The sequence below is a fragment of the Bacillus sp. RK1064 genome (assembly GCF_051488405.1).
Lineage (GTDB): Bacteria > Bacillota > Bacilli > Bacillales > Bacillaceae > Bacillus.
The window spans coordinates 1634093-1656919 of the sequence record NZ_JBPSCZ010000001.1 but is presented as its reverse complement, the minus strand read 5'-3'; the positions used below and the strand labels follow the sequence as shown (position 1 = coordinate 1656919).

The 22827-nt window shown below is 43.9% G+C and carries 10 protein-coding genes; all 10 read left to right on the top strand.

Annotated elements, in window-relative coordinates; all coding sequences use genetic code 11:
• Positions 1-6: 6 nt before the first annotated feature.
• The 10 genes from ACSSTM_RS08625 to ACSSTM_RS08580 are packed head-to-tail and all read left to right on the top strand — an operon-like array spanning position 7 to position 22824.
• Complete coding sequence (locus ACSSTM_RS08625; RefSeq protein ID WP_223249933.1) at positions 7-1521, top strand: serine hydrolase domain-containing protein; 1515 nt, start codon at positions 7-9, stop codon at positions 1519-1521.
• Entirely contained in the window at positions 1484-2464 is a 981-nt protein-coding gene (locus ACSSTM_RS08620) for a C39 family peptidase (RefSeq protein WP_437404138.1), read from the top strand. The genes ACSSTM_RS08625 and ACSSTM_RS08620 overlap by 38 nt, the downstream gene beginning before the upstream one ends.
• The gene (locus tag ACSSTM_RS08615) at positions 2461-3177 is read left to right on the top strand and encodes a thioesterase II family protein (protein WP_437404137.1); all 717 of its coding nucleotides are present in this window, start codon (positions 2461-2463) and stop codon (positions 3175-3177) included. Before ACSSTM_RS08620 ends, ACSSTM_RS08615 begins: the two co-directional genes overlap by 4 nt.
• Positions 3174-4031 carry a 3-hydroxyacyl-CoA dehydrogenase family protein gene (locus ACSSTM_RS08610; protein WP_034664701.1) on the top strand — a complete coding sequence of 286 codons (858 nt, stop codon included), beginning with the start codon at positions 3174-3176 and terminating at the stop codon, positions 4029-4031. The genes ACSSTM_RS08615 and ACSSTM_RS08610 overlap by 4 nt, the downstream gene beginning before the upstream one ends.
• Positions 4032-4045: 14 nt before the next feature.
• Positions 4046-5101, top strand: a complete 1056-nt coding sequence (locus ACSSTM_RS08605; RefSeq protein ID WP_034664698.1) for an HAD-IIIC family phosphatase — start codon at positions 4046-4048, stop codon at positions 5099-5101.
• A gap of 27 nt (positions 5102-5128) precedes the next feature.
• A complete protein-coding gene (locus ACSSTM_RS08600) occupies positions 5129-5398 on the top strand; it encodes an acyl carrier protein (protein ID WP_034664694.1) in 270 nt (89 codons plus the stop codon).
• Positions 5385-6527: an acyl-CoA dehydrogenase family protein gene (locus ACSSTM_RS08595; protein ID WP_034664692.1), complete on the top strand. Its 1143-nt coding sequence runs from the start codon at positions 5385-5387 to the stop codon at positions 6525-6527. The genes ACSSTM_RS08600 and ACSSTM_RS08595 overlap by 14 nt, the downstream gene beginning before the upstream one ends.
• A gap of 19 nt (positions 6528-6546) precedes the next feature.
• Positions 6547-15636, top strand: a complete 9090-nt coding sequence (locus tag ACSSTM_RS08590; protein WP_034664688.1) for a hybrid non-ribosomal peptide synthetase/type I polyketide synthase — start codon at positions 6547-6549, stop codon at positions 15634-15636.
• Between the two features lie 20 nt (positions 15637-15656).
• Positions 15657-18326, top strand: a complete 2670-nt coding sequence (locus ACSSTM_RS08585) for a non-ribosomal peptide synthetase (protein ID WP_437404136.1) — start codon at positions 15657-15659, stop codon at positions 18324-18326.
• The gene (locus tag ACSSTM_RS08580) at positions 18319-22824 is read left to right on the top strand and encodes a type I polyketide synthase (protein WP_437404135.1); all 4506 of its coding nucleotides are present in this window, start codon (positions 18319-18321) and stop codon (positions 22822-22824) included. Before ACSSTM_RS08585 ends, ACSSTM_RS08580 begins: the two co-directional genes overlap by 8 nt.
• The last annotated feature ends 3 nt before the right edge of the window (positions 22825-22827 follow it).

Sequence of the window (22827 nt, the reverse complement as noted above, 5' to 3'; positions counted from 1 at the left end):
ATCTACATGTCATGTTTATTAGCGGTCTTATGGATAAGCAGCTTTGCTGGGGGGACACATGCAAAAGCAGTGATTTCACCTAAAGACATTGATCAAGTGATAGAGGAACAGATGAAGCTTGGGCGCATTCCAGGCATGTCCGCTGTGGTTGTGAAAAAGGACGAAGTGGTGTACCAAAAAGGCTTTGGTTATGCGGATCGAAAGAAAAAGAAGCAAGTGACAGCCAGCACTTTCTTTGAAATTGGTTCTACATCAAAGGCGTTTACCGCTCTTGCTATTGTGGAGTTAGAGAAGCAAGGAAAACTTCATATAAAAGATCCGGTGAGCAGCTATATTCCAGGTTTTTTTCCAACATACCATGGAAAGCCTCAGCGTTTGACGGTGGAGCAATTAATGCATCACACAAGCGGCATTCCCTTTCAATCCATTGCGCTTATCCAGCCTGATACTGCAAAGGATGCGCTGAAAAAAACAGTTCATCAGCTGAAATCAATCGAGCTTAATCGCAAGCCAGGCAGCTCCTTTGAATATGCCACCATCAACTATGATGTCCTTGGTCTCATCATTGAAAATGTAACAGGAACGTCATATGAGGCTTATATGAAAGAACTATTTAAAAGGCATCACCTTGACCAAACGGAGGCTGGGCTAAAACGCATGAAGTCCGGTGTTGTCTCAGAAGGATTTAAACTGCATTTCCTTGCTCCGCATGCTTATGAAGCACCAGAATATCGAGGCAACACCCCTGCAGGCTATATTGTGATGAATAGTCAGGATGTGGGGACTTGGCTGCAATATCAATTGACCGATTCAACTTGGTCTCGTTTTGTAAAAAATCCGGATCACTTAACTGTGAATGTCCCAGATGAAGGGAAGCATGTCTATTACAATGCCGGCTGGTATATAGAAAAGGCGCATGGGCAGGTGGACTCGCTTTTTCATGCAGGCTCTAACCCAAACTATTCATCATTTTTTCTGATCCAGCCAAAAGAAGATATTGCTATCGGAGTGTTAGCAAATATGAATAGCAGCTACACCGAGCAAACGGCACGTCTTATTGCCAATACGATCGCGGGTACAAATGAAGAAGCAGAGTCATCAATAGATCCATTTCAGCTCATTGATCAATTGAGTTTAGCAGCGACATGTCTTTTTATTTTGCTGCAAATGGTGTCTATCGTTCGTTTTATCAAGTGGAGGAAGCGTGTAAGAAACGGCGCTTTAGTTCGCAGAGACATGTCACTTGGCGTCTGGCTGAAAAGCATCGGCTGGGTGCTGCTGCTAATTGGGATATTGCTCCTGCCAATGATTCTTTCGCAGCTAGCCTTTAATGGGCTGCCTTGGAAAATGACTTTTATATGGGGACCTTCCTCTCTCATTGAATTAGCGATTTCTTATTATTTGTTTTTCATTTGGTTTTGTACGATTGGTTTCATCAAAGGATTTATGGTGACATCTACTGCTGGAAAGAGAGGAAAAAAAGATGACCGTCAAACAGATTTCGGGCATTCATCCTTATAATGATTTGTTTTATCGAAGCTGTTTCTTCAATTGCTTTTTTCCAATTGTGAAGCTGCATGATCAAGAAGTCGCTCCATACTTATTAAATGATCAATTTGCCTATGGGCTTACAGATGACGGCTTGCTGCAGATTGACTGGATGTCGGCACACGAACCAGAAAAGATTATGAATTTACAAGGCATTCAAGTTGAAAAAATGACGTATTGTGTCAATCTCATTGAAAAGGTCAAACAAGATGTGATGCGGGACCGCCCTGTGATTGTTTGGGTAGACCCTTACGTTCAGAGAGGCAGAAAAGAGTATTTGACAACCCATAGCCGTCATTCAATTTTAATTACGGGTTTCGATGAAAATCAGCAAACATTTCAAGTATTAGAGAATCGGCATTTAGATAATTTGTCTTATGAGCATCAAGTGCTGTCATTTAAAGATGTACAGAAAGGGTATGACACCTTTCATGATCATTTTCAGCCGAATGATCAATTTCATTCTTATGCGTCCTTCTACTTTGAACCGGACAAGCTCTCGACTGAATTATTTGATCAAAAAACGACTTATTTCCTGAGAAATATGCATGGTCAGATAGACGTAATCGAAAAAGGAATTACAGCTCTTGAAACATTTTATGAGCAATTTCCGCAATGGGATGATATCGAGAAGCTCGTGGCGTCTTTCAATCAGATCATCAATACGAAGAAAGTGGAGCTGTATCGGCTGAATCTCATCAAAGGCGATCTACCTGAGCTGGTGGGATGGATGGAACGTATTGTATCAGAATGGGAGAAAGCGAGGCATCAGGCAGCAAAACTCCTTTTCTCAGGTGAGATGTCTAGTAGGTACCAAGCCAATATCAAAGCTTCTTTAGAACAAATCATTCATGATGAAAAACACTGGCTGGAAGCGTTGGCAATCAAATGCAAAAGGAAGTGTGGCGTGTCGTGAAGTTATTTTGCTTACCGTACGCAGGTGGGGCAAGTACCGTATTCAGTACGTGGAAATCTTATATAGACCAGTCGATAGAAATTCATGCCCTTGAACTCCCTGGGCACGGGACAAGAATGACAGAGCCTGTTCTAACCGATTTACAGCAGGTCGCAGATGATCTTTATGTACAGGCGTCCTCCTCTTTAAAAGAAGGAGAAGGAGAGCCCTATGCCATTTTCGGTCATAGCATGGGAGCCGTCCTTGCGTATGAATTACAAAAAAGAATGAAAACAAGGTTAAACAAAGAGCCTGTCCATGTCTTTTATTCTGGGCGCTTTCCACCACATATTCCAGAAAAGAAAGTCTATCATCAACTGTCAGATTCCAAACTAAAAGAGGCGATCATTGCGATGGGAGGCGTTCCTGAGGAACTTGCCGATAACCATGCAGTGCTTGATTTCTTTCTGCCGATTTTAAGAGCAGACTTTCAGCTTTTGGAGACCTATCTGTGTGATGAAGTCGTTCCAGCTGCTTGTCCAATTTCTATTTTTTATGGTACACGTGATTTGCCTTCTGTGCTGTTCGATTTAGACGATTGGGATCAATATACAAGCGAAGATTGTGCGTTTTTTGAATTCGATGGAGATCACTTTTTTATTCATTCATTAACAAATGAAGTCGTAGAAAAAATCAATGTCATTTTAAAGCGAATTGGAGTGTTGGAGAAATGAACACGAAGCACGTAGGTGTGATTGGAGCAGGTGTGATGGGGGCTGATATGGCATTAGACCTTTCAGCAAATGGCTATCAAGTCACATTAGTTGATGTCACAGAAGAAAAACTAAATGAAGCGCTGGAAAAAATCAAGAAGACCTATCAACTGGTTCAATTTGTGAGAAAGAAGAAAATCTCATTGTCTTTAGAAGATGTATTGTCTCAAATCCAGCTGTCAACTTCACTTGAAGGCTTACATGACGCGCATATCGTCATTGAAAATGTGACGGAAGATTGGGAGATTAAAAGACCCATTTATGAAGAGCTGCGAGATATTTGTGCGAAAGAAACCATCTATTTTGTAAACACGAGCTGTATTTCGATTACAAAGGTAGGGTCCCTTATGCATCACCCTGAGAAGGTCATTGGGGCGCACTTTATGAACCCTGTTCCTCTTAAAGCGTTGGTTGAAGTGATTAGAGGAAAAGCAACTTCTGATGACACAGTTGAAACCGCAAAAGGTTTCTTGAAATCGTTTGATAAAACACCTGTTGTGGTGCATGATTTTCCGGGATTTGTTTCCAACCGTGTGCTTATGCTGACAATCAACGAAGCGATTTGGGCGGTGCAAGATCAAGTCGCCACACCAGCAGATGTCGATAAAATTTTCCGCGGGGGTTTCGGCCATAAAATGGGACCACTTGCGACAGGGGACTTAATTGGGCTTGATACGATTTTGAATTCATTGCTTGTTTTATACGAGAGCTACAAAGATCCGAAGTTCCGTCCATGTCCTCTACTTGTCAAAATGGTCGACGCAGGCGAGTACGGCAAAAAATCAGGTAAAGGCTTTTTCCAATATGACATGTGAGAGGAGAAAAACAAATGGCTAAGCAAATCAAGTGTGTTGTCTGGGATTTAGATCATACATTATGGGATGGAATTTTACTTGAATCAGATGAAGTGATGTTAAAGCCTTCGATGAAGGAAGTGCTAACAGAATTAGATGAGCGCGGTATCCTTCTTTCTATTGCAAGCCGGAATGATGAAGCAGCCGTGAGGGAAAAGCTCTCCGCCTTTGGGATCGAGCATTTCTTTCTCTATCCAGAGATTCATTGGAATGCCAAATCTAGTTCTTTAGAGAGAATCAGCGAGCGCCTAAATATTCATAAAGATACCATTCTCTTTATTGATGATCAGCCATTTGAACGAGAGGAAGTGAAGGCTGTTCATCCAGAGATTACGTGCTGGGATGCAGTGGATTATATGTCATTACTCACTGATGATCGGCTGCGTCCAGTCTTTATCACAGAAGATGCCAGACGACGCAGAAGAATGTATTTAGAAGCGGACCAAAGGCAGCAGGAAGAAGAGAAATATGAAGGGCCGCCTGAGAAATTCTTGGCGTCTTTACATATGAAATTCGTGATTTCAGAAGCAGGAGAACAAGACCTCCAGCGAGCTGAAGAACTGACCGTCCGTACCAATCAATTAAATGCGAGCGGGAAAACCTATGATTATGAAGAACTTGATTTCTTCCGTCAATCAGATTCTCACTTGCTGCTTGTCTGTGAACTTGAAGATAAATTCGGTTCCTATGGAAAAATTGGACTCTCATTAATAGAAGAAACAGGCGACACCTGGCATGTCAAACTGCTGCTTATGTCTTGCCGCGTCATGTCTCGTGGTGTCGGGACCATTTTACTCACAACGATTTTGCAAGAAGCGAAAAAGCGAGGAAAGCGCCTTGTGGCTGACTTTAAACAAACCGACCGAAACCGCATGATGTATATCACATACAAGTTTGCGAATTTCAAAGAAATCGAGAAGGGGGAGGATGGCTATATCTTGTTTGAAAATGATTTAAGCATGATTCAGCCTTTCCCAGAATACGTAGATGTCAATATTGAATTAAATCAAAAAGATCCAGCCAAACAATAAAAAAGCGAAAAGCGAGGAGATTAAATCATGAACCTACACGAACAAGTAAGAGCCTATATCGAGCAAAACCTAGTGGTATTTGATGAGGAAATTGAGCTTGGAAATGATGATCATATTTTTGAACAAGGCTTTGTCAATTCTCTATTTGCGATGAAACTAGTGAACTATATCGAACATGATTTTCACTTCCAATTAGATAACGAAGACCTCGACATTGCTCATTTTAGTACGGTCAATCGCATTGTCGCCTTAATTGAGAGAAAACAACAGGGGGCCGCTCTTCATGAAAACAGCTGAACAAACGATCGATGCCATTGAAGAAATACGACAGTATTGCGATGAACATATCCGTCCTTTTGCCAATGAATTCGATGAGACGGAACATTTACCAGAGTCGCTCATTCGAGATATGGCGAAAAGAGGCTACTTGGCAGCAGGTATACCGTCTTCCTATCAAGGGCTGGGGCTTGATCCAATAGCATATGGACAGTTCACGGAACAAGTGGGAAAAGCTTGCTGTAATGTACGGACATTATTGACAGTGAATTCACTCGTAGGAGAAGCCATTCTTCGTTATGGAACAGAAGACCAAAAACAAGGCTGGCTTGTTGAATTAGCTAAAGGAGAAAAAATCGGTGCCTTTGCTTTGTCAGAGCCGAATATTGGTTCAGATGCCAATCATGTTGAAACAAGCTATCAAAAAGAAGGACAATCCTATGTATTAAATGGGAAGAAAAAGTGGATTTCCTTTGGAGCGATTGCAGATTTCTTTATTGTGATTGCAAGAGACGGTGAACAAGTCACGGCATTCCTTGTCGATCGAGATCAGCCGGGTGTAGAGATTGAGAGAATTACAGGAATGATGGCCAATCGAGCATCATATCTAGCGGAAATCACTCTAGATCATGTCCAGGTGCATGAAGACTGTGTCTTAGGACCTGTTGGGGGCGGATTTAACCACGTGGTGTCACTCGCATTAGACCATGGAAGATACAGTGTCGCTTGGGCAGGGCTTGCCATCGCACAAGAAGCCGTTGATTCTCTTGTCACGTATTCACGTAAAAGAACACAGTTTAATGAAAAATTGTACAAGCATCAAATGATCAAAGGCATGATCGGAGATGCGGTTACCCAGCTCCATGCAGCGAGAGCCTTATGCCTAAAGGCTGGAGAAATGAGAGAAGCGAATCATCCTGATGCGATCACAGAAACATCCATTGCAAAATATTTCACCTCTAAAATCGCCGTTGACATTACAAATACAAATGTCCAAATCCATGGCGGAAGTGGATTTAGCCGGGAAAACTCAGCTTCAAGACTATATCGTGAAGCGAAGGTGCTTGAAATTATTGAAGGAACTTCGCAAATTCAGCAGCAGGTTATTGCTAACTATGGTTTACGCCATTATTTCGTGAAACATTCTTAGAGAGAAAGGAGATGATCCCATGGCTTTACAGCCGCAGAAGCTGGATAAACAGAACATTGAAAATATGTTAGGTATCACTACGATCCAAGAGGGACTGCTGTTTCATCATTTAATGGAACCGAACGGAACAGCTTATTTTGAACAACTGCTGATCGAAATAGACGGACCGATAGATCGAGACATTTTTGAACAATCATGGACGAATGTCACCAAACAGCATGAAATGCTTAGAACATTGTTCAGATGGCAGGAACTCGCAAGACCAGTACAAATTGTGCTGAAGCAGCACCAGCCAGACATTCGATATCGTGATTTGACACAAGCTAAGGAGCCTCTTCATGTGCTGAAAGAGGAGGTGACGGCACAGAACCGAGAAGAACGCTTTGATCTGCAGGAAGTCCCATTTCGCCTGACGTTATGTGAAGTGAATGATGAAGTCAGCTGGGTTCTCATTAGCTTCCATCACATTTTATTGGACGGATGGAGCCTTGGGATTGTATTAAGCGATTGGATGAGTGCATATGAGCGCTTATCGAATGGGGACAAACCTCTTCTTGAACAAAGACCGTCCTACCAATCATTTGTCAAATGGCAGCAGAAAAACCTTCAACAGACAGAAGCACAAGCCGCCTATTGGAAAAATGTTTTCAATGGCTGGAGTTATGCAGAACTGCTTCCGAAGTCAAGCGGCGCATATGAAAATTCAGAAGTTTTTCATCAATATGAACATCAAGTGGATACTTCCATTGCGGAGAGCCTGAGCAAATTCACGAATCAATATGACGTGACGCTCGCATCTGTGATGTATACGCTGTGGGGAGTTTTGCTATCTAAGTATGCCAACCAAGATGATATTGTCTTTGGGACAACAGTATCAGGGAGAAATGCGGATGTCCCTCATATTGAAAAGATGACAGGGCTGTTCATTAACACATTGCCGCTGCGGGTCTCATTCGAACAAGAGCGGCCGATTCTTGAACAGATGCAGGAAGTGAGTCGTGAGATAGCTGTAAGAAATGAATATGAACATACACCGCTATCTGATTTAAAGAAATATGCAGGAATGACGGCAGAGCAATCGTTATTTGATTCAATCGTCGTCATTGAAAACTATCCACTAGATCAAATGCTCACGAAAAACGATCAGCCTATTCGTATTCGTGGATTTGAGATGACTGAGCAGACAGAATTCGATCTCACGCTTAGTGTCCAGGCGTTTGATGATCAGCTGCACTTTTCATTGGTGTATAACCCCGTCAGCTTTTCAGCTGAACAAATCGAAAAGTGGTGTCAGCATTTTCTTCATCTCCTGTCTGATGCCTGTGCTCATCCGCACAAATCTGCTGCTCAGCTACAGCTGCTATCAGAAGAAGAGAAAGAAAAGCAATTAGCGGTCTTCCGGCAGTATGGCGGGGCAACATCTAGCAATGAACCAACGGTGATTGACCTTTTTGAAGCACAAGTGGAACGAACGCCAGCGGCAGCCGCAGTTGAGTTTGGCGATACGACGGTTACATATGAACAACTCAATAAGAGAGTGAACCAGCTCGCACATTATTTACAAAACAAAGGAGTCAAACAGGAGCAGCGTGTCGGCATTTTAGCAGAGCATTCCATTGAAATGGTGATAGCGTGCTTAGCGATCTTAAAAGCTGGCGGTGCATACGTGCCGATTGATCCTGAATACCCGCAGGAACGAATAGAATATCTATTAGAAGACAGCGGAGTAGAATGGCTCTTAACTCATCCAATTAAAGGGCTCACCTATGCTTATCATGGAGAAAAAATTGATATCACACAGCCGGATCTATACACCGGACCATCAGACAACTTGGCAGAAGCCATCACCTCAGACCAAACAGCCTACTGCATTTATACATCAGGTACGACCGGAAGACCTAAAGGTGTACTCATTCATCATCTTGGCTTAGCCAACTATATTGATTGGGCGAAGCAAGTATATGTTCGAGGAGAAACAAGGCATTTTGCTTTGTATACTTCACTGTCCTTTGACCTGACGGTTACTTCTATTTTCACGCCGCTCATTTCAGGAAATACCATCATGATTTACCACCATGAAAACCGGCAGCTGCTTGTCGAAGACATCATAAAAGATAATCGCGTACATGTGATGAAACTGACACCATCTCATTTACAGTTTATTAAGCATTTGTCTTTCCCAGACAGCCAAATGAAATGTTTCATTTTAGGCGGAGAACAGCTGGAAACATCTCTAGCGAAATCCATTCAGCAGTCCTTCCCGCAGCCAATTGAAATTGTGAATGAATATGGACCAACTGAAACGGTGGTTGGCTGCATGATTCATCGATATGACCAGGATTTTGATCAAGACGTGTATGTACCGATTGGAAAGCCTGCACAGCATACAGATATTCTTCTTTTTGACAGACATATGAATCTCATGCCGGAAGGAACCGTCGGTGAATTATATATTGGCGGGAAAGGTGTCGCAAAAGGGTATTTGAATCGACCGGAACTCACCGAAGAAAGGTTTGTCGATCACCCTTTCCAGCCAGGTGAAAAAATTTATAAAACAGGTGATGCAGCCCGCATTCTGCCTAATGGGCTCATTCAATTTTTAGGTCGAAATGATGATCAAGTGAAGCTGAGAGGCTATCGTATTGAAACAGGTGAAATTGAATTTTGGCTGAATGAACAGCCAGGTATGAAAGCAGCAGCTGTTGTTGTAAAGCCAGATGCTTCTGGTACACCATGTTTGGCCGCATATGTTGTCACGACAGCCAGACTTGATCAAGCTGCAATGAAACAAGCGTTGGCTGATCAGCTGCCGGATTATATGATCCCAACTCACTTTGTTCAATTGGATGATATGCCCCTGACTGCCAATGGCAAACTAGATAAACGGGCATTACCTGCTTTGAAACAGGCGCAGCAAACGAATAAGCAGGCGGGCGCTGCCCATCTTTCTGATACTGAGAAAGTCATTCAAGACATCTGGAAAAAAGTCCTCGGCTTAGATGAGGTAAGTGTTCATGACAAATTCTTTGACATTGGCGGGCATTCACTCAACTTAATCCACGTCAATCAACAGCTCGCTAAGCAATTGAATCAAAGCATTCCAATGGTCGAAATGTTCCGCCGTCCAACGATTAGAGAGCTTGCCGCATATTTAAGCGGCGATTCAGAGCAGGTAGCGGCAGGCACGCAGCCTGTGAAACAAAAGACAAGAAAAGCGAATGAGCCGATTGCCATTATTGGAATGGCTGGTAAATTCCCTGGTGCGAAAAATGTTGAGGCATTTTGGCGAAATTTGAAGAATGGAGAAGAATCAATTTCCTTCTTTTCCGATGAAGAACTGCTTGAAGCTGGTATTGACCGTCAGACCTTCGAACGACCCGATTATGTGAGGGCAAAAGGTGTGATTGATGGACCTGATTTATTTGATGCATCCTTCTTCGGCTATTCGCCAGGTCAGGCAGAAATGATGGATCCTCAAATACGCCTCCTGCATGAGTACGCATATAAGGCGCTGGAAGATGCGGGGTATGTGCAGGAAGATTATACGGGTAAAGTTGGGTTGTTTACTGGGTCCACATCGAATTTTCAATGGATTCAGCGTTTTGCAGCTTCCCTTGATAGCAGTATGTCAGAGCTGTTTGAAGTGGGTTCACTCAATGATACGTACACCGTAAGTACAAGAATTGCCCATAAATTGAATTTGAAAGGACCGGCGCTCACGCTGCAAACCGCTTGTTCGACTTCTTTGGTCGCTTTGCATTTGGCCTGTCAATCCATTGCAAATGGTGATTCAGATGTAGCTCTTGCGGGAGGTGTGTCGATCCTGCACCCAGTGAAATCAGGCTACGTTTATCAGCAGAACATGGTGAAATCAAGCGATGGCCATTGCCGCGCCTTTGATGATCAAGCAGATGGAACTGTTGGAGGAGATGGTGTTGGTCTTGTTGCTTTAAAAGCACTTAGTGAAGCCATAGAAGATGGTGACCATATTTATGCGGTCATTAAGGGCTCTGCTATTAACAATGATGGTGATCAAAAGGTTGGTTTCAATGCTCCAAGCGTTGAAGGACAGACACGTGTCATTCAGGATGCCTTACATCAAGCAGATGTTTCACCAGATACGATTGAATATGTGGAAACACATGGAACTGGAACATCACTTGGTGATCCGATTGAAATAGAGGCGCTCACAAAGGCTTTCGACACAGAGAAAAAACAATTTTGCCGTATTGGGTCTGTCAAAACCAATATTGGACATTTGGATGCAGCGGCAGGAGCAGCTGGCTTGATCAAAGCTGTGCTTTCGCTTCAGCATCACACATTTGTACCTAGTCTTCACTTCAAAAAAGCCAATGAAAACATTGCATTTGAGCATAGCCCTTTCTTTGTAAACACTGAGCTGACTGACTGGAAGCAGCCAGCTTCACATTTGCGGCGGGCTGGGGTGAGCTCATTTGGAATGGGTGGAACCAATGCACATGTCATATTAGAAGAAGCACCACAAAGAGATCGTCAGCAAATGCCTCGTTCTGCTGAGCTGCTTGTTCTTTCAGCAAAGAGCAAAACGAGCTTGGAACGAATGAAAGACAAACTCGTAAACCAAATAGAAAACACGCCTTCTATCAATTTGGCAGACGCAGCTTATACTCTGCAAACAGGAAGACAGTTCTTTGGTTTCCGTCAGGCATTTGTTGCGGCAAGCAGAGAAGATGCTTTGCGAGTATTAACAGAAAAGCAAGGCAAGGGCATTGGAAAGCTCATGCATTCGCATGTGGAGCAACAAAAGATTATTTTTATGTTTTCTGGACAAGGCAATCAATATCTCAATATGGGATTAGATTTGTACCGGGAAGAGCCTTACTTTAAGAAGCAAATGGATGCTTGTTTTCAAGCATATGAAGAAGCAACGGGGCGAAGTCTTGCCCGTATTCTTTACCCATTAGCGGCTGAAACAGACAAGGCGCGTGAAAAATTAGCAAGTACTCAATATGCACAGCCGGCCATTTTTGCCATTGAATATGCCTTATCCATGCTCTTCATTGAATGGGGCATTCGTCCTGATGCAATGATCGGTTATAGCTTTGGCGAATTAACGGCGGCCGCTATATCAGGGCTATTCAGCTTAAAGGACGCAATGTCCATGGTCGCCTATCGTGCGAATGCGATGCAATCGTCACCAGCTGGCGTCATGATGAGTGTTCCATTACCTGAGGAAGAGCTAAAACCGATGCTTCCAAAAGATATTTCTCTCGCGGTTGTCAATGATTCCTCATGTATCGTGTCAGGTCTAGAAGAGGCGATAAGTGAATTTGAACAAGAGCTGAAAAGCAACAGATTGATGTGTATGCGGTTAGGTGGAACCATTGCTGCCCACTCACATGTCATGAAGGAGGCAGCGGAGCAATTCGGAGAAAAATTAAAGCATATGAAAGCCAAAACACTTCGTATTCCATTTATTTCGAATTTGTCAGGAGATTGGATGACAGAGACGAGTGCGAAAGATATGTCTTATTGGAAAAGGCATATGACCGATACAGTTCGCTTTGCTGAAGGCATCACCAATATTTTACAAGAGGACAATATTCAATTAATTGAGATTGGACCAGGACAAGATTTAAGCGTGATGGTCAACAGGTCATTGAACGGCCTGAATCAGCATGTATGTCATGTGCTCAGACATGCAAAACAAGATGTGACGGATACAGAATTTTTACTTGGGCAGATCGGACGTCTATGGACAAACGGATTATCCATTGATTGGAACAGGTTCCATCTAAACCGTCAGCCGCGGAAAATGCCGCTGCCAACGTATGCGTTTGATCAAACTTCCTATTGGTATGATGCAGCAGATCGTGTAAAGCACGAAAAACCAAAGCAGTCTGGACGAAAGCAGCAAATGGATGAATGGTTCTATACCCCTCATTGGGAAGCGGATCTTTTACCTTGCGTGCCATCAGATGATTCGTCTGCCGGAGCCTTGCTTTTGTTTGCAGAGCCATCTGCTTTCGGAGAGAAGATTGCGGCTGAGCTCCTGACGAAACGGAACGAGTTCGTATTGGTTCGTAAAGGAAATGAATTTACGAAGCATGACGAAAAAAGCTATACCATTCGGTCACATGAGCCATCTGATTATGAAAGGCTCATATCAAATCTGGCAGATGACGAAATCAACGTGTCAGAAGTTTGTCATCTATGGGGGCTTTCAGAACGACAGCCATCTCACACGGAAGAAGAATGGGTGAAGCAAACGCAGCAAGATGCTTATTACTCCTTGCTTTATATCGGCCAGGCATTGAAAAAATATGTTTTGGACCAAAAGGTATCGATTACCGTTCTTTCCTCATTGACGTATGCCGTTGGCGGGGAGCCTGAACTTTATCCTGAAAAAGCGATCCATCTAGGACCTGCCATGGTTATTTCACAAGAAACACCGAACTTGCGTTACCGCATTCTTGATATTGATCGCCCGGTGGAAAATGGGGTTCAAGAAAAGCGATTGCTGAAGCAAATAAGCGATGAGCTAGATCGAGCGTATGGACCGCTTCTCACGGTCTATCGACGAAATAAGCGATATGTGAAAAAGTATGCGAAAGGTTCAGTTCCCGAAACAGGACATGCTCATTTGGCTAAAAAAGATGGTGTATACATTTTAATTGGCGGACTTGGGTTTATTGGATTGAATATCGCCCAGACTTTGGCCGAGCAAACGAAGGGAACCTTAATCTTAACGAGCAGGTCTGGACTCCCTGATAGAAGCAAGTGGCAAGAATGGCTGTCTACGCACGATGAACAGGATCCAACAAAGAAAAAAATACAAAAGGTAATGGCACTGGAAGAGACAGGCGCAGACGTTCTCATACAGAAAGTAGACGTTCGTCACAGGGAAGATATCCAGCAATTGATCAACACAGTGGATGCGTCATATGGACAGATCGACGGTGTGATCTATGCAGCTGGAGTGACAGGCGACCAATCTTTCCGGGTGATGGAGCAAACAGATGTCACATTTTCGGAGCCGCATTTTGAAGCGAAGATGAATGGCGTACTTCATCTTGATGCCGCCTTAGGTGATCGATCCCTTGATTTCTGTTTTGTCCTGTCATCTTTGTCACCGATCTTGGGCGGCCTCGGTTTTACAGCCTATACAGCTGTGAATCATTTCATCGATGCGTACGTGTATGAACGCAATCTACGTTCAGAAACACAGTGGTCTGTCATTAGCTTTGACGGCTGGGAATTTGAGCAGGGGAAGCAGCTCGATCTTCCAATCGGAGATGATGTCACCGAAACGTTAATTACAGAAAAAGAAGGAAGAATGATCTTTGAACGATTGCTTTCACTGGATCAAGTGGAACAAATGGTTATTTCGACAACATCTTTACATGATCGTATTCACAGATATGTAGACCGTTTATCCCGTGAGGAAGAGAGCGGCGGAGAGCATGTACAAGATGGAAACTTGTATTCTCGGCCAGCGCTTTCAACGAATTATGCGGCACCTGAAACAGAGCTGGAGAAGGAATTAAGTCAACATTGGCAAGCATTCTTTAAGATTGATGAAATTGGCATAGATGATCATTTCTTTGAAATGGGTGGAGATTCTCTTAAGGCGATTACTTTCATTGGCATTATTCATCGTGCATTTAGTGTAGAGCTGACACTGCCACAATTTTTCCAAATACCTACGATACGATTAATGGCAGCATATATCGACCAAGCAGATACTGCTGCTTATCATGCGATTGAAAAAGCCGAAGTGAAGGAGCATTATCCTCTGTCGTCTGCGCAAAAACGGTTGTATCTCATGCAGCAAATGGATGTAAACAGCACAGGATACAACGAGTTTAAAGCGGGACGAATCAAAGGAAAACTCGATATCAGCAGGTTGGAATGGGCTTTTCAGCAGCTCATTAAGAGACACGAAAGTTTGCGGACAGCGTTTGTACTAGAGAATGGCGTCCCTTATCAAAAGATTGAAGAAGAGGTACCATTTGCAGTCACATTGTTTGACCTCACAAAGGGATCGACACAAGGATCTGAGGAAGATCAAAAACAAGTGATTGAACAATTTTTGACTGCCTTTACGTTAAGTGAAGCTCCATTGATGAGAGTCGGTGTGATGAAGCTGGCAGAAGAGGAATTCGTGCTCATGCTGGACATGCATCACATTATCTCAGACGGTCTTTCTCAAGATATTTTGGTCAACGACTTTATGCAGTTATATGACGGCAGGACGCTTGAGCCTCTCGCTCTGCAATATAAAGATTTTTCAGAATGGCAAAATGACATGCTTGCGTCTGAAGCACTGAAAGAATCGAGTGATTACTGGAAAAACCGGTTAGAGGGTGCCCCGCTACTTGATCTGCCAACAGATTTCGATCGGCCAGAGGTGAGACAATTCCGCGGTGGGCATTATACGTTCCGTATAGAAGAAGCAGAGCTGAACGCGTTTAAGCAAATGATTTTAAAAGAAGACGCCACTCTGTTTATGGGTCTGTTAAGTGTGTATCAGATTTTGCTTCATAAATTAAGCGGACAATCAGATATCACGGTCGGGGTTCCGGTAGCAGGCAGAAAACAAGAGGAGCTGCAGCAAGTCATCGGTATCTTTGTCAATATGCTGCCACTTCGTTTATATCCTAAAGCAGAGCTGACGTACCAGCAATTCCTTCAGGATGTGAAGGCACATGTCATCGGTGATTTCGGACATCAAGAATATCAATATGAACAAATGGTTCAAGACCTCCAGTTAAGCCGGAGTGTCAGCCGGAATCTATTGTTTGATGCTGTGTTCGCTTTGCAAAATATGAATCAGCCAGAACTGAAGGTAGGCGGTTTAACCTTTAGTGATTATCCGTATGAGACAGGAACGTCGCGCTTTGATTTACTCTGGATTGCGTATGAGCAGGAAGATGGTCTTTCTTCAACGATTGAATATAATACTGAGCTTTTCAGTGAGGAAACCATTCAGCGGATTGCAGGCTTGCTGAAAGACATCATGCGGGCTGTTTCAGCAGATGCGATGAGAATAGAAGAGATCGAACTGACTTCTTCATTCAAGCAATTAGACGACGTATCTCTTTTCGAATTAGATGACTTAAAAATATAAGTAAAGAGGTGAATGGAAGAGTGATTGAACATGATGATTTTCAACTGAAAGCAGCGGCGAAGGAAAAGGCGAGGGAAAGAGCCTACTGGACATCTGTCTTATCAAGTGTCCAGCTTGATGGCCGCATTCCTCATACGGTTTCGCAAGTCAAGCCTGCTGAAATAAACCGATCGCTTCATTCGTCCTTCCCTATGGCTATGAACCATTCGTTAAAGCAATTATGTGGAGATTCTGATTTACGCCTGTTTATCGTGCTGACCACAGCCGCTTTTGGCTTGCTTCAACGTTATAGCGGAAAAACTGAGTTGATGGTGACTGTTCCTACAATGGAACAGTCTGCCAATCAATCAGCCATTAATCATATGCTGCCGCTTAAGGCAGAGATTGAGCCTCATATGAGCTTTAGCGCAGGGCTAGAGGCGGTGAAACTAACGTTTCAGGAGGCAGTGCGTCATCAAAACTATCCTGTTCATATTTTAATGGATGAGCTTTGGCGATCAGTAGGAGAAGACAAGAAGCGTGTCAATCTGGCATGTGCGTTTGAGCCATTGCATGGGCATGCTGACCGAGAGCAGCTGCATGCGGATGTGCTCATTGTTTGGAAGAAAGAACAAGATCACCTTCATGCTGAAGTTCACTGGGATGCTTCCATTTATGACGATCAAATGATGGAGCAGTTCTCCAGACATTTCATGACACTCACAGAGCAAAGTCTCAAAACGCCTGAACAAGCGATGAGCACACACTCATTTTTATCTGATATGGAGAAAAGTCAGCTGTTTGATTCGTTTCAAGGAGAGTCGCTCGCTTATCCAGTGGATCGTGATATTGTGTCGTTATTTCAAGAACAAGTCCAATTGCATCCAGCACGAACGGCTGTTGTGTTTGGCACCACCTCCTATACATATGAAGAGGTTGATGATTTATCGAATCGCATTGCACTTAGACTGTCTCAAAGTGAGATGACACGTGAGACTCCTGTTGGACTCAGAATGAATCGGTCTGCTGAACTGGTCATTGCCATTCTTGGCATTTTAAAGGCTGGCTATGCTTATTTACCGATTGATGTCCATCTGCCGATCGAAAGAATTCGGTATATGCTCAAAAACAGCGGTGCTGCAGTTATTGTCTCGGATGCGGACGGGCACGAAGGATTGGATGTCGAGGTTCATGTGATTCAAGACATGCTTCAAGAATCGCCAATAAAAGAGAATCTGACTTGGTCTATTTCGCCTTCGGATATGGCGTATGTCCTGTATACATCAGGAACGACAGGGCATCCAAAAGGGGTCGTTATTGAACATCGTCATGTCATTAATTTGGTATATGGAATGAAAACGCGCTTTTTTGATCTGCTCCCTGATCCTTTGCAAGTAGGGATGCTGGCTTCACACATTTTTGATGCGTCTGTTCAAACATTGTTCCCGGCATTGCTCCTCGGGCATACGCTGCATATTGCCAAAGATGAAGTTCGTATGGATGGGCATGCGTTATGGTCGTTTTACCAAGAAAACCACATTCAGCTGTCAGATGTGACCCCTTCTCACTTAAAGCTGATGAACAAGGCAGCAGCGCAATCGAAACAAGACCTGCCTGCTTTGAACATGCTGCTGGTGGGCGGAGAGGTGTTCACAAAAGAGCTGATGGATCAATTTTTACAGCATGTATCAGGTGAAAAACCGATCATGATTAATGCGTATGGGCCGACTGAATGTACGGTTCAGTCATCATCCTTTTTGATTCCCCATGACTGGGACGAGCAGGTCATTCCTATTGGGCAGCCGATGCCGAATGAGCATATTTTCATATGTGACGCGCAAGGGGAGCCAGTTCCGATTGGCGTCTTTGGCGAACTATATATAGCAGGCGATGGTGTAGGTCGTGGGTACATCAATCACCCTGATCTGAACAAGGAGAAATTTATCAAAAAACCAGAGCTGAGCAGCGGGATGTTATACGGTACGGGAGACCTTGCAAGATGGCGGTTTGATGGGTTGATAGAATTTGCTAAAAGAAACGATGGCCAAGTGAAAATCAGAGGGTATCGAATTGAGCTCGAGGAGATCCGCAGAGCGATTCTTGATGACCCGCATATGCAAGGACTGATTCAAGATGTCATTGTCATTCCTAAGGAAACGAAGGATCAGGACCAATACATTTGCGCATATATGCTGGCAAAACAAGCGATAGATCAGCGTGCGCTTCGTCAGTCTTTAAGTGAAAGGTTACCAGGTTATATGGTGCCGAGGCATGTCATTCAAATAGAACAATTTCCTTTGAATCTATCAGGGAAATTGGATATCCAAGCACTGCCGAATCCAGAAGATCAAGTGGCAGGCAATCAAGAGCCGTTGACCATTCAAGCACATAATGAAACAGAGCAGAAGCTTGTTCGCATTTTCGCATCTATTTTACAAGTCCCTGCTGCGCAGATACGTATAGATGAACCGTTTTTCGATTTAGGCGGGAACTCTTTTAATATCGTTGAACTGTCCAATAAAGTGAAAGAGGAATTTCAGCAGGAGCTGACAGTGATGGAGCTGTTCCAATATACAACTGTTTCGCAAATAGCCGCTCAATTGAGAAACAAAGTCTCAGGGCAAGAGAAACAGATCGAAAATGATGGAGAAAATGAAGCGGATGACTTAGAAAGTGCCGCTCAACTGTTAGGCGGGATGATAGATGAGTAAGTTCACAGGATTAGAGGTTGCAGTGGTTGGGATGGCCTGCCGTTTTCCGGGAGCAAAGAATATTCATCACTTTTGGGACAACCTTGCAAATGGAAGAGAGTCCATTACGTTCTTTTCGAAGGAAGAGCTGCTTGAGGCAGGGGTTGAGAAAGAAGCATTAGACCATGAGCAATATGTACGTGCCAAAGGAGCAGTCGATCAGCATGATCACTTTGATGCAGATTTCTTTGGTTATTCACAGCGTGAAGCAGAAGTAATGGACCCGCAAATCCGCATGTTTCATGAGGTGGCATGGGAATCCCTTGAAGATGCAGGCTATAACCCTGAAACCTATCAGGAACCGATTGGTTTATTTGGAGCTGCTTCTGCTAATTTATATTGGCAAGCTGCTTCCATGCTGATGAGAACGAATCACTCATCTGAACAATTTGCGGCTGTTCAGTTAACAGATAAAGATTTCATGAACACAAAGGTATCCTACAAATTGAATTTGAAGGGACCGAGCGTAGCTGTTGATACAGCTTGTTCTTCCTCTTTGACTGCCATTCATATGGCGGCGCGCGCCCTGATTACCGGAGAATGTAAAATGGCACTCGCAGGCGGCGTCACCATTACGACCCCTCACAAAAAAGGATACATGTATCAAGAGGGCATGATCATGTCGCCGGATGGGCACTGCCGGGCTTTTGATGAACAGGCAGAAGGAACCGTTGGCGGCGAGGGCTGCGGTGTTGTTGTGCTCAAATCATTAAAGCAGGCACTAAAGGATAAGGACCATATCTATGGCGTGATTAAAGGTTCAGCCTATAACAATGACGGCGGGCGGAAGGTTGGCTACACAGCACCAAGTATAGAAGGACAAAGCGAAGTCATTAAAAAGGCACTCAACATCAGTCGTGTAGAAACTGAGAGTATATCTTATATTGAAGCACATGGCACAGGTACGACTCTTGGAGATCCAGTTGAAATTGAGTCACTAAAGCAAGCCTTTCAAACGGATAAAAAACAGTTTTGTGCGATTGGGTCTGTGAAAACCAATATTGGTCATCTTGACTCAGCCGCAGGGATTGCAGGTTTTATCAAGACAACGCTTAGTCTGTACCATCAGATGCTGCCGCCTAGCCTTCATTATAAAAAACCGAATCCGAAAATTGATTTTGAATCAAGCCCATTTTATGTAAATACAACACCCGTACCATGGACGAAATCAGAGCAGCCGCTGCGTGCCGGGGTCAGTTCATTTGGAGTCGGCGGAACGAATGTACATCTGATTATGGAAGAGGCACCCGTCGCCGACAAACCGTCAGTAGAAAGAGATCATGAACTAATGGTGATTTCGGCAAGATCGAAGCAGGCGGTTCAAAAGTCTGCTGAACAAATGACATCTTATTTAAAAGAACATAAGCATGTCACACTATCCGATGCTGCATTTACCCTGCAAGAGGGACGAAAGCATTTTCCTTATCGACAAGCTTTTCTTGCAGGTCCGGGCCGCACATTCCAGTCAGCCGGCCAGCCGCAAAAGGCCTTTCAACAGCCTGCGGTCGTTTGGATGTTTTCTGGTCAAGGTGCTCAGTATGTGAATATGGGCAAGGATTTATATGAGAAAGACCCTGAATTTAAAGAAACGCTTCAGAAATGTTTTGCCATTATTTTATCGTTATCAGGTGTTGAGATCGAGAACGTGTTATATCCAACAACCGAAGAAGAGTTCATAAAAGCAGAACAACTTATGCAGCAAACATCATATACACAAATCATCTTGTTTAGTTTTGAGTATGCGCTCGCATCGAAGCTGATGGGACTAGGCATACGTCCGCATTATTTCATTGGTCATAGTATTGGAGAAATCACAGCTGCCTGCGTGGCCGGTATGATCAACCTTGAAGATGCCATCCGGATCGTTTTAAAAAGAGGCAGTTTGATGCAAAAAATGCCTCCAGGTGAAATGGCCGGTGTGTCACTCCCTGCCGATGAGATTGAACATGATCTTCCAGAAGGTGTCGAGCTTTCTGCAGTGAATAGCTCACAATTATCTGTTGTTTCCGGTCCTTCAGAACGGTTACAGATTTATCTCGAACAAGCTGAAAAAAGAGGAGCTTCTGTCCAAAAGCTGAAAACCTCTCACGCCTTTCATACGAGTATGATGGCTGAAGCGTCCGAACAGTTTAAGAACGTTCTCTCGGAGATCACCTATCAGCAGGGCGAGATTCCGATCCTTTCGAATGTGACAGGGAGCTGGTTAACAAATGAACAAGCCGCATCACCTGATTACTGGGCATCTCATATCAGGCAGCCTGTTTTATTTAGTCAAGGAGTAGAGACGTTACTTGGACTTGGAGAAGTGGTTTTCATTGAAGTGGGGCCAGGTCATACGTTAACTCAATTTGTGAGACGACATGATGACTATGATGTGAACAAAGCAGCGGCTGTTTCATTGGTGAGACATCCAAAAGAACAAGCTGCTGATGATGAATATATGAAAAAGGCTATAGGGAAGCTGTGGAGTTTCGGAGTGGAACCGAATTGGAGCGCTGTCAGAAAAGAAAAGGCCCTATATCGAGTGTCACTGCCAACATATCCATTCGAGCATCAAATATTCCCTTCTCCGCAGTTTAAAGCGGATCAGCTGATGACCGCTTTAGCGCCATCAGAAAAGGGGGAGAAACTCTCAGCTGATTTTCAAGACTGGTTTTACATCCCGGTATGGGAGCGCTCTGCACCTGTACTAAAAGAGAAGCATCATCAAGGGAAGCGTATCTTGGTTTTTGAGAAAAATGGTCATATTGGCGTTTATTTGAAAGAACGGCATGCAGAGGTTGTCAGCGTATGTCAAAGTGATCATACGATCAAAGAAAATGACCAGTTGATGAAGGCTGACGTTCATATGCTGTCACATTTAGAGTGGGTGATGGCTGAACTGCAGCAATCTGAATTTATACCGGAAGAGATCATCTGGATGCATGATGAACTAACAGAAGATACCGATGATCAGCCAAACTACTTATCTGTGCTCGATCTCGTCAGGCTGATCAGCCAGTATCATAACACAGCCATCCGTCTTCATCTTGTGACAAACCAAGCGCATGATGTAATCGGGATGGAGAAGGTCAATCCTCTTCAAGCAACATGTACTGGGCTGGCTCTGACCATTCCTCAAGAATATCAGCATATTGCGTGTCAGCACATTGATTTATGTCAGGAAACAAAGGCGGACTGGCCGCTATTTCTTTCATACGAGGTTGCAATGCACGATCAAGATGCGGTCGTGGCGTATCGCGTGAACAGCAGGTGGGTTCGAAAGGCTTCAAGTACCCCTTTAAACAAAGAGGAATCGTCCAAGCAGCCTTTCAGGACTCATGGCGTTTACCTCATGACCGGCGGTATGGGGGGCATTGGCTTCACATTAGCTAAACATTTAGCAGAAACGTATCAAGCGAAACTTGTGTTCATGAGCCGAGTACAAATACGTGAACGCTCTGCATGGCATGAGCTTCGTGATGCAGATGGGAAAGAAGCTGAGACCGTGAAAAAGCTGATGACTCTTGAAGAGTTAGGAGCTGATGTACAAGTTGTACACGGTGATGTGTCAGATCAAGATGCTGTGCAGAAAGCGGTCCAGCTGGCTCATACGTCATTTGGTGATTTACATGGTGTCATTCATGCGGCAGGAGAGGCAGATGGGAAGATCATCCAAGCAAGAACAGCAGACGATGAAATTCGCATGTGTCAGGCAAAAATCAACGGGACCTATGTGCTGGATGAAGCACTCAAGGATGAAACGCTCGACTTCTTTTTACTTTGTTCATCCCTTGTGTCCTTTCTTGGAGCGGCTGGACAAGTGGCTTATGCGGCTTCCAATGCTTTTATGGACAGCTTTGCTCATGCGAAGAGGCAGGAAGGGAAGCCAGTGATTTCTTTAAACTGGGATCGGTGGGAAAAAGTCGGTATGGCACACGACTCAGCATTAGCGGCCAAAGTCAATGACATGATGGCACTTGAGGAGCACGCAGGAATTTTACCAGAACAAGGGATAAAGGCCTTTCAGGAAGTGCTGCGTCTAGATTATCCGCAAATTCTTGTTTCCGTTCGAGACATGGGTGAGAGAATGAAACATCGCTTAACACCTATGCAGCAGGAAGAAGAGCCGTCTCAAGAAATATCGCAGGTCATAGATGATCGTCTAGAAGCATCATTGAGTGATGTACTCAGCTCCTTTTTTCATCATGAACCGGATGTGAATGAGAACTTCTTTGAAATGGGTGCGACATCCCTTGATTTGCTGCAGATGAGCGGTCATATCAAATCAGTTTATGGCATAGAGGTTCCGGTGGTCATGATGTATAGCCATCCGACGATCGCGTCATTGGCTGCAGAACTGAAGAAGATACATGGAGTAAAGGAAGAAAAGCAAGCTGTCACTGAATCATCTAATCTCCGTAAACAGGCGATGGCAGATGGGAAAAACCGCCGTAAACAGAGATTAAAACGAAAATAGATG